The 14,222-nt window shown below is 65.4% G+C and carries 12 protein-coding genes and 1 pseudogene; 7 read left to right on the forward strand and 6 right to left on the reverse strand.

Annotated features, from left to right (window positions below; genetic code table 11):
- Nucleotides 1-2: 2 nt before the first annotated feature.
- A complete protein-coding gene (locus tag MTX19_RS25485) occupies nt 3-1,103 on the forward strand; it encodes a TIGR03808 family TAT-translocated repetitive protein (RefSeq protein WP_280979851.1) in 1,101 nt (366 codons plus the stop codon).
- A 13-nt stretch (nt 1,104-1,116) separates the two neighbouring features.
- On the opposite strand, the gene MTX19_RS25490 is transcribed toward MTX19_RS25485, so the two are convergent.
- The 3 genes from MTX19_RS25490 to MTX19_RS25500 all read right to left on the reverse strand — a co-directional run bounded on the left by MTX19_RS25490 (nt 1,117) and on the right by MTX19_RS25500 (nt 3,621).
- Nucleotides 1,117-1,596: a TIGR03809 family protein gene (locus MTX19_RS25490; protein ID WP_280979852.1), complete on the reverse strand. Its 480-nt coding sequence runs from the start codon at nt 1,594-1,596 to the stop codon at nt 1,117-1,119.
- A 679-nt stretch (nt 1,597-2,275) separates the two neighbouring features.
- The gene (locus MTX19_RS25495; RefSeq protein WP_280979853.1) at nt 2,276-3,055 is read right to left on the reverse strand and encodes a hypothetical protein; all 780 of its coding nucleotides are present in this window, start codon (nt 3,053-3,055) and stop codon (nt 2,276-2,278) included.
- Complete coding sequence (locus MTX19_RS25500) at nt 3,052-3,621, reverse strand: sigma-70 family RNA polymerase sigma factor (protein WP_280976922.1); 570 nt, start codon at nt 3,619-3,621, stop codon at nt 3,052-3,054. The genes MTX19_RS25495 and MTX19_RS25500 overlap by 4 nt, the downstream gene beginning before the upstream one ends.
- A gap of 430 nt (nt 3,622-4,051) precedes the next feature.
- Between MTX19_RS25500 and MTX19_RS25505 the strand changes: the two genes are divergently transcribed.
- Nucleotides 4,052-5,200: a GGDEF domain-containing protein gene (locus MTX19_RS25505; RefSeq protein WP_280979854.1), complete on the forward strand. Its 1,149-nt coding sequence runs from the start codon at nt 4,052-4,054 to the stop codon at nt 5,198-5,200.
- Between the two features lie 59 nt (nt 5,201-5,259).
- A complete protein-coding gene (locus MTX19_RS25510) occupies nt 5,260-6,366 on the forward strand; it encodes a DUF2336 domain-containing protein (protein ID WP_280979855.1) in 1,107 nt (368 codons plus the stop codon).
- A 144-nt stretch (nt 6,367-6,510) separates the two neighbouring features.
- On the opposite strand, the gene MTX19_RS25515 is transcribed toward MTX19_RS25510, so the two are convergent.
- Together MTX19_RS25515 and MTX19_RS25520 are read right to left on the reverse strand one after the other, a co-directional pair.
- A complete protein-coding gene (locus tag MTX19_RS25515) occupies nt 6,511-7,149 on the reverse strand; it encodes a DUF1109 domain-containing protein (protein WP_280976920.1) in 639 nt (212 codons plus the stop codon).
- Nucleotides 7,150-7,151: 2 nt separating this feature from the next.
- The gene (locus tag MTX19_RS25520) at nt 7,152-7,697 is read right to left on the reverse strand and encodes a sigma-70 family RNA polymerase sigma factor (protein WP_280979856.1); all 546 of its coding nucleotides are present in this window, start codon (nt 7,695-7,697) and stop codon (nt 7,152-7,154) included.
- 330 nt (nt 7,698-8,027) lie between these two features.
- On the opposite strand from MTX19_RS25520, the gene MTX19_RS25525 reads away from it, so the two are divergent.
- On the forward strand, nt 8,028-8,681 hold the full coding sequence (locus tag MTX19_RS25525; protein WP_280979857.1) for a hypothetical protein: 654 nt from the start codon (nt 8,028-8,030) through the stop codon (nt 8,679-8,681).
- 126 nt (nt 8,682-8,807) lie between these two features.
- Nucleotides 8,808-9,587 carry an enoyl-CoA hydratase gene (locus MTX19_RS25530; protein ID WP_280979858.1) on the forward strand — a complete coding sequence of 260 codons (780 nt, stop codon included), beginning with the start codon at nt 8,808-8,810 and terminating at the stop codon, nt 9,585-9,587.
- On the opposite strand, the pseudogene MTX19_RS25535 reads toward MTX19_RS25530, so the two are convergent.
- Nucleotides 9,584-11,445 (reverse strand): annotated as a pseudogene (locus MTX19_RS25535) (acetyl-CoA hydrolase/transferase C-terminal domain-containing protein). The gene MTX19_RS25530 and the pseudogene MTX19_RS25535 overlap by 4 nt on opposite strands.
- A gap of 239 nt (nt 11,446-11,684) precedes the next feature.
- Between MTX19_RS25535 and MTX19_RS25540 the strand changes: the two are divergent.
- Nucleotides 11,685-13,106, forward strand: a complete 1,422-nt coding sequence (locus tag MTX19_RS25540) for a TolC family outer membrane protein (RefSeq protein WP_280985523.1) — start codon at nt 11,685-11,687, stop codon at nt 13,104-13,106.
- A gap of 144 nt (nt 13,107-13,250) precedes the next feature.
- Nucleotides 13,251-14,219, forward strand: coding sequence for an amidohydrolase family protein (locus MTX19_RS25545; protein WP_280979859.1), 969 nt, complete (start codon nt 13,251-13,253; stop codon nt 14,217-14,219).
- Nucleotides 14,220-14,222 lie beyond the last annotated feature (3 nt).

Genomic DNA, 14,222 nt, shown 5'->3' on the forward strand with positions numbered 1-14,222 from the left:
GCATGGACGTCAACCGCCGTCATCTCATTGGAGCATCCGCCGTCGGCGTCGCCGGCGCGCTTGCGATGTCGCCGGACGCCGCGCGCGCGGCGCCAGCGGCCGGGTCGCTCGGCCGCGATGTCACGCAATATGGCGTTCGCCCCGGCAGTCCCGACGATCAAAGCCGAAATCTGCAGCGCGCCATCGGCGAGGCCGCACGTGCCCAGGTGCCGCTGGTGTTCCCGCCCGGCGTCTACCGCACCGGCCTGCTGCGGCTTGCGCCCGGCAGCCAGTTGATCGGCGTGCGCGGCGCGAGCCGGCTGGCCTTCACCGGCGGCGCGTCGATGCTCTCGGGTGAAGGCGCCGACGGCGCCGGCCTCACCGGCCTGACCCTGGACGGCGGCAACATCCCGCTGCCGACCCGGCGCGGCCTCGTGCATTGCCTGGCCGGCCGCGACATCCGCATCAGGGATTGCGAATTCAAAGGCAGCGGCGGCAACGGCATCTGGTTCGAGCAGGTGTCGGGCGACGTCAGCAACAACATCTTCACCGACATCGCGACCACAGCGCTGGTCTCGTTCGACGCGCTGGGCCTGATCGTCGCGCGCAACACCATCAAGGGCACCAGCGACAACGGCATCGAGATCCTGCGCACTGCGATCGGCGACGACGGCACCATCGTCGCCGACAATCGCATCGAGGACATCAAGGCCGGCCCGGGCGGCTCAGGGCAGTATGGCAACGCCATCAACGCCTTCCGCGCCGGCAACGTGATCGTGCGCGGCAACCGCATCCGTAACTGCGACTACTCGGCAGTGCGCGGCAATTCGGCCTCCAACATCCACATCACTGATAACAGCGTCAGCAATGTCCGCGGCTGGGGCAAGTATCTACGAGACGTCGCGATCACCGGAAACGTGATCCGGAACGCCTTTATCGGCGTTGGCGTCTCCGTGGTGCCGGGCGCGGGCACGGCGCTGATCAACAACAACATGATCTCGGAAACGCCGCGCGGCGCGGTGGTCGGGCTCGATCACGCCCGCGCCGTGACCACCGACCTCTCGGCCGGCGGCGCCCAGCAATATGCGCAGCTGATGGTTGGCTCCAACGCCGTACGGCGCTGAGGCGCGATACGCGCTAGAACGAGTTGCGTAGCAACGGATAGCGCGCCTGGATCGCGTTGAGATCGAACACCGGCGCCGGAATCTCGAGCGGCGGCGCATCCTTCACGGCGGGTGCTTCCTCCAGCACCTCGGCCGCCGTATCGAGCGCGGCTGTCATGGCCGTCATGGTGGATTCCGCGAAGGTCAGGACCTCCGGCTCGCGGTCCGGCGCGGACAAGGTGACCCGCGGCGGCAATTTCGCGCGTCCGCGCCCCAGCCACGACAGGTCGATCGGCGAGTTGTCGAGCGAGGCCTCGCGCGACAGAAGCTCGCGCCAGATGTCGACCGCCGCCCTGGCTTCCCTGATATTTTCGAGAAAGGCGTCTTCGGTGTGATAGCGGCGCCAGCGCCCGGTCTCGAACAGTTCGGTGAGGTGTTCCAGCCTTTGCTCGGCAAGGTTGCACCAGCGCGCAACAATCTCGTGACCCCTGGCCACGTCGGTCCGATGTGTCATTCAACTTGCCCGGAAGGAGAGAAGGCGGACGCAGACGCAACCGAACCGAATCAACTGGACGTAACGGAGATATTCTGTGGAAAAGGTAAATAAAGTCTAACTAAATTCCTAATCGCCTCAGGTCGACGAAGAAAGTCTGCACCACTAAACTCCTAAGGAGTTTCTCGCTCGATCCGCAGTCAGGTCATGGGCTTGCATGACAACGATGCCGGGATCACCAGCTGCATCGGGTCAACACCGTACAGGGCATGCCCAAAATGAAAGACCCGTCCGGGGGGACAACCGGACGGGTCAAAGCCATATGGGCGCTTGGGGTGGATGGGCGCTCGCGCCTGATATAGCCGGGGAGGGATAACCGCTCCCACACACATAAGTCGTGACAGGAACGCCGACGTTCAAACCCTCGACGATTTTTTTAACTTTCTCGTCCCGAGTTCCGCTGCGTGAGCCAGCGCGTTCAGCGCCGAAAAATCGCTGCGGAGCAGCGCGATTTGCGTCATTTGCAGCGGATTTGTCCCATGCCGTCGATGGCGCTGCGTCGTCCTGCGCGCGGGCTCACGGAAGTGTTATTGAATGCTGCAAGGCCTTCGGCTGCTGCGACGGTTTGTCCGGCATCGCAGACATCCGCCCTGCCCGCGGCTGTTGGTATTGACGTGCGGCTCAACGCAAAACCGACAGCCTACGACGCTTCGGCCGCGAAGCTGACGATCTTCTCCTTCTGCAGCCTGGCGACCAGCGCTGCGACGTCGCCCCTGGACATCGCGCGGTTACCGAACTGCAGGCGGAACAGCCCACCCTTGGCGCCATCGACGATCGACGCCTGATAGCTGTCCAGCAACGCGCTGATGTCGGCGACCCTGGCATCCGGCGTGAAACGCACCAGCACGCGTGACGCCGCGGCCGCCGGGGCAGCCGAGAGGTCGCGGGTCAACGGCGCGCTGCGCTCGGCCGTCTGCGGTGGCGTTGGCGCCGGGCTAGAGAGGTCGCGGGTGACCGGTACGCCGCGGTCGGCCTCGTCCAGTGACGCGGTCTGAAACGACGTCGGCTGGCTCCGCATCAGCACCGTGCCGATCACGCCGGCCTGCAACAGCACCAGGATCGCACCGAGCGCGGACGACCAGGCCAGCGTCCGCGGCGACAGCTTCGCGAAGAACTCCGAGATGCCGGCCGACATGCGCGCCACCATCGACGGCTTGCGCTCCGGCTCGGCATCGATCGCCGTAAACAGCTTCTGCATGGCGCGCGTCGAGGGCGCACCGAGGCTCTCGTTCAGACGAATGGTCTCGGCATATTCATCGCGGGTCACGGCATATTGCCTCGCTAGCTCGGGATCGCGGGCGAGCGCGTCCTCGACACGGCGCGCGTCACGCGCGTTCAGCGTGCCGGCCGCGTGCCAGGGCAGCAGCAGCTCGATATCGCCCGGCTCCTGATCCAGCACCTTCCTGTTCGCTGCCGTCATGGCCAACCTCGCTCGACGCCGGCTGCCTTCAGCAACTCGGCGAGTTTCTTGCGCGCGTAGAACAGACGCGTCTTCACGGTGTTCTGCGGAATGCCAACGATTTCAGCGACGTCTTCCACGGATTTCTCGTGATAGTAGACAAGATCGACGATCTCCCGATGTTCCGCCGACAATGCCGTCAGGCACTTGCGCAGCGCTTCACCGGTATCCTTCTTCTGCACCACCGTTTCCGGATCGTCGGACGTATCCTCGATCGCGTTCGCGGCCTCATCGTCCAGTTCCGCGTCTTTCCTGCGCCGCAGCGCGGACAACGCCTTGAACCGGGTAATCGCCAGGAGCCAGGTTGAAACGGCGGATCGACCCTCGAACTTGCCCGCCTGACGCCACACGTCCAGGAACACCTCACTGATGAGGTCTTCCGCCACCTGTTCGTCCCGCACGAGCCGAAGCCCGAAACGATACACCCTGACATGGTGCCGTCCGTACAGCACCTGCATGGCAAGCCGGTCGCCTTGGCCGATCCGGGCGATCAGAATCTCGTCTGAAGCCGCCTGTGTCGCGCTCAATGGCCGTCTCGCAAGATTGGTCTAAAGGGGATGGCGCGCGGTTCGACGCGGAAGCCAAGATTCTTCACATTACGGCAATGCTCTAACCGCATGTGTGATCTACACCACTGACCAACTCCCGACTGCAGAAAAATTGCTGGAAGCGATCGGGGCTCCAAAACGGTATCATAATAACGAATGCTCTCTCTGACACCGCACTCTCCGGCACGACCTTACCAAGGCTTCACCGGCAAGCCAGCGCCACTTGCAGTCAGCACCCCCAACGCGAGCGTGCCCGCGCGGCCTCTCGCGGCACCGTTGGCGACACGGATTTCCCTTACGAAACAAGGGCGAGGACCGGATTCCAATGGAGCGGATTCGGCTCCAAAAGATACCAAACCTAAAGGCTTTCCCACGTAGATTTTTGCCGGATTTCACCAATGGCGAGACCATGGCCGGCGCTGCGTCGTCATTTCTCGGCCCGATCGCGGGCGCACTGGACGGCGACCGTCCGAAGCTGACGGCTGAACGTCTGGCGCTTCGGGCCAGGCAGCGCCGCCAGATCCAGGCGATGATCGCCGGCTGCTATTTGCTGGATGCCGTTGTCCTGCTGATCTACGCCCATGCCGGCACCACCACGGTCGAAGTCGCGGCCAGCTATGCTCTGGCCGGCCTCGCTTTGGTGGCAATTTACGTGCTGCTCTCGGAGCGCGGCTTCCACGAGCGCTTCCGCGACCACTATCTGGTCACGCCGCAATCGGCCATCAACATGGCGAACCTGCTCGCGTTCACCTACATCGCGCCGGAAGTCGGCGTGCTCTTTCTCTGCAACCTGTTCGTCGTGTTCGGCTTTGGCGCGCTGCGCATCTCGGCGCGGCAGACCGCCATCGTCTGGACCGTCATGGTGTTGGGCCTGGCGGCGCTGCTCCTGGGAACCGACAAGCCGATCGGCATGCCGACCGGCACCACGATGGAGCGCCTTGCCACCATGCTGGTGTTCGCGCTGACCATCGGACGCTGCATGTGCCTCGGCATCTTCTCGAGCTCGATGCAGCAATCGCTGTATCAGAGCAGCTTGAAGCTCAAGGAGGCCTATCGTCGTATCGAGGAGCTCGCCGAGATCGACGAGCTGACCGGCGCGTTCAATCGCCGCTGCATCATGCGCATGCTCGATGAGGAGATCGCGCGCTGCACCCGCAACGGCAGCTCGTGCGCGGTCGCGCTGATCGATCTCGACCATTTCAAGCGGGTCAACGACGTCTACGGACATCCGATGGGCGACGAGGCGCTGCGCACTTTCGCGATCAGCATGTTCGCCAATCTCCGCAGCATCGACCGCTTCGGCCGTTACGGCGGCGAGGAATTCCTGCTGGTACTGCCTGACCTGTCGCAAGACCAGGCCATGCGCGCGCTCCAGCGTCTGCGCGCGATCATCGCCGATCTCGACTGGAGCGCGTTCTCGCCGGGCATGCAGGTGACGATCTCCGCGGGCGTCACGACGCTACGGCCGCGTGAAAGCGCCGACACGTTGCTCGCGCGCGCCGACGGCGCGCTCTACACGGCCAAGGCCCGGGGACGCAACCGCATTGTAGGTGCCTGATCGCCCCCGTTCTGCAAGCGGCGCCGGAGAAACCGTCGCCATCGCTCCAGGATAGAGTCATGAGTTCGAAGTCCGCGACCGCCCCCGCAAGCCTGCTCGACGAGCTGCAGGCGACGCTCGCCCACGGCCCCGTCGCACGCCGTGTCGAGACGTTGCGTCGCGTGACCGACCTCTTCATCAGCGGCTCGGTGGACTATTCGCACGAGCAGATCGGCCTGTTCGACGACGTTTTCCAGTGCCTACTCGAGCACATCGAAAGCTCGGCCAAGGCCCTGCTCGCCAATCGGCTCGCCCCTATCGACACCGCGCCGCCGCAGACGATCCGCACACTCGCCTTCGACGACCTGATCGAGGTCGCGGGCCCGGTGCTGGCGCAGTCGGCGCGGGTCGACGACGACACCCTGATCGAGACGGCGCGCAGCAAGAGCCAGGCGCATCTCCTGGCCATCTCGACCAGGAAAGCACTGAGCGGCGCCGTCACCGACGTGCTGGTGCTGCGTGGCAATGACGAGGTGATCCAGAGCACCGTGAACAATCCCGGCGCGGAATTCACCGAACGCGGCTTCACCCGCCTGGTCAGCCGTGCCGAGGGCGACGACAACCTGTCGACCTGCGTCGGCCTGCATCCGAGCATTCCGCGGCACCTTTATCTCAAGCTGGTCGCGAAGGCATCCGACGCCGTGCGGCAGCGGCTCGAGGCCGCCAACCCGCAGCATGCCAAGGAGATCCCGATTGCGGTGAAGGAAGCGACGCGACGCGCGCGCTCGGCCCCCGCGGCCGTGACCCGCGACACCACCATCGCCCGTGCCCTGGTCAAGTCTCTCTACGAGGACGGCCGGCTCGACGAATTCCAGCTCGCGGCGTTTGCCGAGGCCGGCAAGTTCGACGAGACCAATGCCTCGCTCGCCGCGCTCGCCAATGTCACGGTCGGCGTCGCCGAGAACATGATGATCGAAACCCGCGCCGAAGGCGTCATGATCCTCGCCAAGGTATCGGGCCTGTCGTGGTCGACGGTGCGGGCGATCATCAATCTGCGCGACGACATCTCGGGCGGCGAACCGACCGACCTGCAGGCCTGCAAGGACACCTACGAGCGGCTGCGGCCCTCGACCGCGCAGCAGGTGCTCCGCTTCCACCGTATGCAGCAGTCCGCACCGGCGGCCTGATTTCTCAGCCTGATCTCCCGTAGCCCGGATGCAGCGCGGCGAAATCCGGGATCCATCAGCCGCGCAAAGACTCCTGGGCTTCATGAAGCCTGCCATCGGGCGCGCATTCGCGCGACCCGTTGGCTCCATTCGCGCTACAATCGGTCAGTATCTCAGCACCCGCCGTCCAGCGAACGCGCCGACGGTCGCGACGATCGCGGTTGCGAGCGTGTACCAGGTCGCGACGAACAGCGGCGAATCATCGGTGCAGTGCGACGCATAGATCGTCGCCGCCAATCCTGCCGACAACATGCCCGCGACCGCGCCGGCCACCGCCGGCCGCGACGGCGCGCCCTGCCGGAGCGCGCGCAGCGCGCCCGCGAGCAGCGGCAGCGACATCGCGGGGATCGCGGACATGCAGGCCGTCGAATTCTTGCCGATCAGCCGCGTCATCATCGGTGCGCGCTGCGGCATCATCATCTCGCCGCTGATCGCGGCAACGAGAATGCCGGCGGGAACCAGCAACCACCAGCCGAAGCCGCGCAGCGAGGCTTCGGGCCGCGACAGATGCAGGCTGACCGCGATCGCGGAGGCCGCAAGCGCCAGCGTGACGGCGAATTTCAGGTCGAAGAACGGGTTATGCATTGCCGTCATCACGTCGGGGCGGACACCAAGCTCGGCAAAGAAGATCAGGAGCGAGACCGGGGCCGCGGCAAGCAGCGCCAACATCAGCGCAAGACCGATCGGCCGCGGGCGGTAGGCATTGTCGGCGGCCAGGGTTCGAATGAGTTGATCCGTGTCCATGCTCATCGGTCCCGTAGTTTCGCAGTGAGGCTCGCCAACCCACGATGAAGCGCGACCCGCACCGCGCCCTCGCTCATCGAGAACTTCGCCGCAGTGTCCTTGATCGAGGCGCTGTCGACCGCGATCGATTGCAGCACGTCGCGCTGCCGCGCGGGCAAGGACTGCAGCTGGGCCGCCACCTCGCTCGCCGATGCAGTCGGCTCGGGCGTTTCTCCCGGCAACGTCTCGGCAAAGTCGTCGATATTGACAAAGATGCGCTTGCCGCGACGGCGCAGCGCGTCGATCAGCTTGTTGCGGGCGATCGCGAACAACCACGGCGCAAATGGGGCGTTAGCGTCCCATGTCTGCCGCTTCAAATGCACCGCCAGCAAGATGTCCTGCACGATGTCCTCGGACTGATCGACCGGTTGTCCCGCGCGCGCCAATCCCCGGCGCGCCGCGGCGCGGAGCACCGGCGTGATGGCCTTGAGCAGACGATGATACGCTGCCTCATCGCCTGAAATGGCCGACCGCATCAAGTCGGTCCACTCATCCTCACGTTCCCGCACGCCCGCTCCTGAGTTGCAATTCGGTCGATCTTTCAATTCGTTACGCGCAGAGCAAGCACATCACGAATTCGTGATATCAGGCTCCGGCGAGGATGGCACCGACGACCGGCTGGCAGAATCGCCCCCGTGGGGTTCCAGGACCTCTGGCTCATAACACCGATCGGAGCGACAAGCATCGGTGCCGTTCCCGGCCATCACATCAAGTCGGCAACGCAGGAATTGCCCAGCTTTCGCCCGTTGTGGCCCGAAGATTCCCTTTTTCTGCCCCGGTGTGGACACGCAGCAGGGTCTCTTTTCGCCTCGGGGCCAGGCGAATGGGGAGATAATCAAATGAAAATCAAAGCCAGCGGGCGCTTGGCCTTGATGGTTGCGACAGGGTTCCTCGTGTGTGTCGCCGGGTCTTCGCCGATGCGTGCGGCTGGTGCGGACACCACGGCGTCCAAATCCACCAGCGCCACCGCTGACAAATCGGTCCGGCACGACAAGCGACATGCCCACCGCAAGTCCTCCAAGGCCGCCGACAAATCCGAGAGCAAGGCCGCCGTCGGCGACGCCGGCAGCGTCACGTCGACAGGCATCCCCGCCTCCGTTGCCAACGCCAATGCAGAGCTGACCGCCGGCGACACCAACGCCGCACCCGCCAACGCCAATTCCACTGTAGCCGCAGCCGACAAACCAGCCGATTCGCAGCCGCAGGCCGCCGACACTGACGTGGTCGCCTCCGACCAACTCAACGACGTCGATCGTGCCTTACAGCAGGCACAGCCGACGGAACAGCAACAACCAGCCCAGCAGCAGGCAGCTCAGCCCGAAACCCGGCCGGCGCAGCCGCAAACCGTGGCAATGGCTGCCCCCACGGCAGCACCGGTCGTGGCCAGCGGCGACGGCTCGACCTGGGACCAGACATCGCTGATCGGGAAGATCTTTATCGGCTTTGGCGCCCTGCTCACCGTGGCCTCCGCCGCGCGCATGTTCATGGCGTAAGTCTGTCGACCATCACGGGCGCGGCGCGCGTAGCGCCGCAACCGGCCCGGCCCTCCTTTCAGCCACTTGAAGCGCATCCCGCCAGCGGGCACATTGCCGGGCAAATCAGGCACGGGGTTTGCGTCCATGGCTACGTTCGAATTCATCATCGTCGAGAGCAAAGGACCGGTCGGCGTCATCACGCTGAACCGGCCAAAGATGCTCAATGCTCTGTCTTTCGGCGTGTTCCGCGAGATCGCCGCAGCGGTCGACGATCTCGAGGCCGACGACAAGATCGGCTGCCTTTTGATCACCGGCAGCGAGAAGGCATTTGCGGCCGGCGCCGATATCAAGGAGATGCAGCCGAAGGGCTTCATCGACATGTTCACCAGCGACTTCGCCTCGATCGGCGGCGATCGTATCGCCAGATGCCGCAAGCCGACGATCGCGGCGGTGGCCGGCTATGCGCTGGGCGGCGGCTGCGAGCTCGCGATGATGTGCGACGTCATTATCGCCGCCGACACCGCCAAATTTGGCCAGCCGGAAATCACCCTCGGCACGATTCCCGGCATCGGCGGCACGCAGCGCCTGACACGCGCGATCGGCAAGTCGAAGGCAATGGATCTCTGCCTCACCGGGCGAATGATGGACGCTGCCGAGGCCGAGCGCTCGGGTCTGGTGTCGCGGATCGTGCCCGCCGACAAGCTGATGGAAGAGGCGCTCGCCGCGGCCGAGAAGATCGCCTCGATGTCGCGCCCGGCGGCTGCGATGGCCAAGGAAGCCATCAACCGCGCCTTCGAGACGCCGCTCTCGGAGGGCATGAATGTCGAGCGCAACCTGTTCCACTCGACCTTCGCGCTGGAAGACCGCTCCGAGGGGATGGCCGCGTTCATCGAGAAGCGGAAGCCGGTCAACAAGAACCGCTAGCGTCCCCTGCTCCGCGCGAGCGCCGCGCTGACCAGGGCGCGATAGGCGCGCTCGGCAAAGTGGGTAGGCTTGTCGAGGCCGAGCCGCGCCAGGCATTCGCGGTCGGGGGCGTCGGGCGGATGCCGCATGCCCTGCCATAGCAGGCTTGGCAGCTGGAGCGGTGTGCGCTGCGCCTGCTGCAGGATCTGCAAGGCGGGGATCAGCCGCTGCTCGACCTCGGTGAAATCGCTGCCGAACGGGAACGGCGGCAACAAGCCGGCGTCACGCGCGGGCTTCAGCGCAGCGCGGATCCGCTCGGGATAGTTTTCGCGGTGGGCGACCGGAATCTCGTAATTGCGCGGTAGCTTGCCGGCATCCTTGGCCTGCCGCATCAACTCGCCCTGGAAGCGGGAATCCGCCACCTGCAGCATCGCTGCAATGACATCAGCATCCGATTTCCCGCGCACGTCGGCGACGCCATATTCGGTGACGAAGATATCGCGCAGGTGCCGCGGAATGGTCTCGTGGCCGTAGCTCCAGCGGATGTTCGACTGTATCTGTCTTGCGGACGGATGTGTGGACTCCAGCGTCAACACTGAGCGTGCGCCCTCGAGCGCAAACGCCTGTGCCACGAAATTGTACTGGCCGCCGACTCCGCTCACGACTTGGCCGTTCTCCAGACCGTCCGAGATCGCCGCGCCGAGCAGCGTCGCCATCATCGCATTGTTGACGAAGCGTGCATCGACGCGGGCGCGGCGCTTGGCATTTTCGTCGCCGAAGATCTCGTTGGTGAAGGATACCGGCATCATCTGGATCCGCGCGAGCTGCTCCGCTGTCATTTCGCGCAGCGCCCGATAGAACGATCGCGGGCCCAGGAAGAAGGCGCCGTGCAGGATCACACCGTCGACGTCGCGCTTGAGGATGCAGCGTCGATCAACCCGAGGAACGCCTCGAACAGCATCTCGCTGACGCCGTAGAGGCCCTTCTCGAACGGTCCGGTTTCGGCTGCGGCGAGCTGTTCGCTACCGGGCGCAAGTCGCTTCATGATGCCGTGGAACTGCCCATTGTCGCGATGACGGACCACCAGCCCCTGTGCCAGCGCATCGCCGACCTGACCGATGCCGATTTGCAGCGTGCCGCCGTCGCGCACCAGGCCTGCGGCATGCAGCCCGATCGCATATTTGGTGTCGCTGATCGGCTCGGACGGCGGCGCGAACAGCGGAAAGTCGACCGCAGGGCCGTCGAGCACAGCCGCGAATTCATCGGCCGACAGGTCGCCGGCGCCGGGCATGAACGGCAGCTCGGAGTTGACCTGCGCGATCAGCTTGAACGCCGCACGCCCGTCGCGGCGGGCACGCAGAACGTCGAGGGTCGTATCGGTGTTGCAGCTCAGGCTGTAGCGCGCCTCGCCATCGACCACGCGTTTGGCGACGAGCTGGGTGACGACATTCAGTCCACGCGACAGCAAATAGGACGCCGCGTGGGTGTAGTTCGCGGAGATGTAATGCTGTTGTGCGAATGGCTGATGCAGCCACTGCCCTGCGAGGAAGAAAAACTCGATCACCTTGATGTTGGGCGGCAGGGCGCCGGCATGCAGCGCATCCGCATAGGCGAGATCCGGATAGCCGCCGAACAGGCGCTCGATCACCGGACCGATGAAGCGCTGCTCGAGCAGGTTCTTCGGCCTCGGCTTTTCCAGCGTCAGCGCCGAGAGCAGCGTCAGATTGATGGAACGGTCGGCGGCGGCCCGCGCATACAGCGCATTGACGATGTGGTTGGCCTTGCCGAGCCCGAGCGGCAGCCCGACCACCAGATCGGTTCCGACGTCACGGATGATGTGTTCGGCGATCGCCTCGGGATCGGAGAAGATTTTCGGCATCACGGTTGAACCCGGCGAGGCTGTGGACAACCGGCATCCTGAATCGGCCGCCGGTGGCCGAAATTTATACTGCATATGACATTAAGGTTCCCCTGTGACGAACCGGCAACAGACAACAATTGAATTGATGTGCAGATGTCGCCCGGCGGTTTGCCAGTGGCGATGCCGCCCCCTAAACAGGTAGATGTGTCGAACACGTCGGCGGGGGCGGCCTGCCGGGGTTGGTTTTGCGGGATCACATGGTTGAGCGTGCCGCCAGGTTTGGCGACGTAAAGAGACGCGTGCTGTTGTCGGGCAGTTGCGTTGGCGCATTCGTGTGCACGCTGCTGCTGGCCCTGCCTGCCGCCCGCGCCGAGAGCCTGCCAGAGGCGCTGGCCAAGGCCTATCGGAGCAACCCGCAGCTCAACGCCGAACGCGCACGCCAGCGTGCGACCGACGAAAACGTGCCGCAGGCACTTGCCGGTTACCGGCCCCAGATCGCGGCCAGCCTTTCGGTCGGCCTGCAGGCGGTGCGCGACCAATTGCCCGGCAATGTCATCCAGACCGCGACCTTGAAGCCCTGGCAGATCGGCCTGACGGTCACCCAGACCCTGTTCAACGGCTTCAAGACCGCCAACAGCGTGCGCGTCGCGGAACTGCAGGTGCAATCCGGCCGCGAGGCGCTGCGCAATGTCGGCCAGGGCGTGCTGCTCGATGCCGTCACCGCCTATACCAACGTGCTGGCCAACCAGACCCTGGTCGACGCCCAGCGCGCCAACGTCGCGTTCCTGAAGGAAACCCAGGCGATCACGCAGCGGCGCCTCAATGCCGGCGACGTCACGCCGACCGATACCGCGCAAGCCGAGGCGCGGCTCAATCGCGGCCTGGCCGATCTCAATGCCGCGCAGGTCAACCTCGCTGTCAGCCAGGCCACCTACGCGCAGGTGATCGGCAACCCGCCGTCACAGTTGCGTCCCGCTGAGTCCATCGACCGGCTGCTGCCGCGCAGCCGCGAGGAAGCCATCGCGTTTGCGTTGCGCGAGCATCCAGCCGTGCTGGCGGCTGGCTACGACGTCGACGTCGCCTCGACGTCGATCCGCGTCGCCGAAAGCAGCCTGATGCCGAACGTCACGGTGCAAGGCAGCGTCAGCAAGAGCCGCGACTCCGACTCCACGCTCGGCACCTTCGGAACCGATCAGGCCTCGGTGATCGGCCAGGTCACGCAGCCGATCTATGACGGCGGCACGGCGGCGTCGCAGACCCGGCAGGCCAAGGAAGTGGCGGCGCAGAGCCGGCTCGTGCTCGACCAGGTCCGCAATCAGGCCAAGACCGCCGTGGTCAGCGCCTGGGTCGCGAGCGAGGGCGCCAAGATCGCAGTGTCGGCCTCCGAATCCGAGATGAAGGCCGCGGAGGTAGCGCTGGCCGGCGTGCAGAAGGAAGCCGCCGGCGGCCAGCGCACCACGGTCGACGTGCTCAATGCTCAGCAGGATTTGATCACGGCGCGGGCGCGGCTGATCGGCGCGCAGCGCGATCGCGTGGTCGCTTCCTACACGCTGCTCAGCGCGATCGGACGCCTCGACGTCAAGACGCTCAATCTGAAGACGCCGGACTATCTGCCCGAGGTCCATTACCATCAGGTCCGCGACGCCTGGCATGGCCTCCGCACGCCGTCGGGACAATAGACGTCGACGCGGAACCGTTCGCACGACCAGCGCCGAGCCCTTCCCGCCCGAGCGATCCCCCGATAACCTCCCTCCCCGCCGGCGACAGATAACGCCGAGGCGCGGATGACGCGCATAACAGCCGAGCACGCAGGGAGACGTCCAATGCTGACGCGACGCAGTATGATGTTGGCTTCCATCGCGGCGGGAGTGACCATGACCAGCAGCAACGCATTTTCCAGGGCCTCGCAGCCATCGACCCCGGTGAACTTCGATGTGCCGGCCGGGGCATGCGACTGCCACACCCACATCCATGGAGACCCCGCGAAGTTCCCGTTCTTCGCGGGCCGCGTCTATACGCCGGAACAGGCCTCGCCCGAGGAGATGACCGCCCTTCACAAGGCGCTGCACATCGAGCGCGTGGTGATCGTGACCCCGAGCGTCTACGGTCCCGACAATTCGGCGACGCTGTTCGGCATCATGGCCCGCGGCCCCACCGCGCGCGGGGTGGCCGTGATCGACGACAAGACCAGCGAGAGCGATCTGGACGCCATGCACAAGGCCGGCTTCCGCGGCATCCGCCTCAACCTCGCGACCAGTGGCGTCAACGATCCCAATGTCGGCCGGCAGCGCTTCTCGGCCGCCGTGGAACGGATGAAGACACGCGGCTGGCACATCCAGCTCTTCACCAACCTCGCCGTGATCTCGGCGATCAAGGATCTCGTCGCCGCCGCCCCGGTGCCGGTTGTGTTCGATCATTTCGGCGGCGCGGAGGCCGCGCTCGGCGTCGCGCAGCCGGGATTTGCCGACCTGCTCGAGCTCGTCAGATCCGGCAAGGCCTACGTCAAGATCTCCGGCGCCTACCGCGCCTCCAAGCTCGCCCCCGACTATCCGGACGCCGTGCCGCTGGCGCAGGCGCTGATCACGGCCAATGCCGAGCGGATCGTCTGGGGAACCGACTGGCCGCACCCGAATTCGGTGACGCCGCCGGGCAAGAAGGTCACCGACGTCACGCCGCTGTACCAGATCGACGACGGCCGCCTCCTCAACCAGCTGCCGGTCTGGGCGCCGGATGCCGCGGTCCGCAAGACGATCCTGGTCGACAATCCGGCACGGCTCTACGGCTTCACCTGATTG

Origin of the sequence: Bradyrhizobium sp. ISRA464 (genome assembly GCF_029910095.1) — a bacterium.
GTDB lineage: Bacteria > Pseudomonadota > Alphaproteobacteria > Rhizobiales > Xanthobacteraceae > Bradyrhizobium.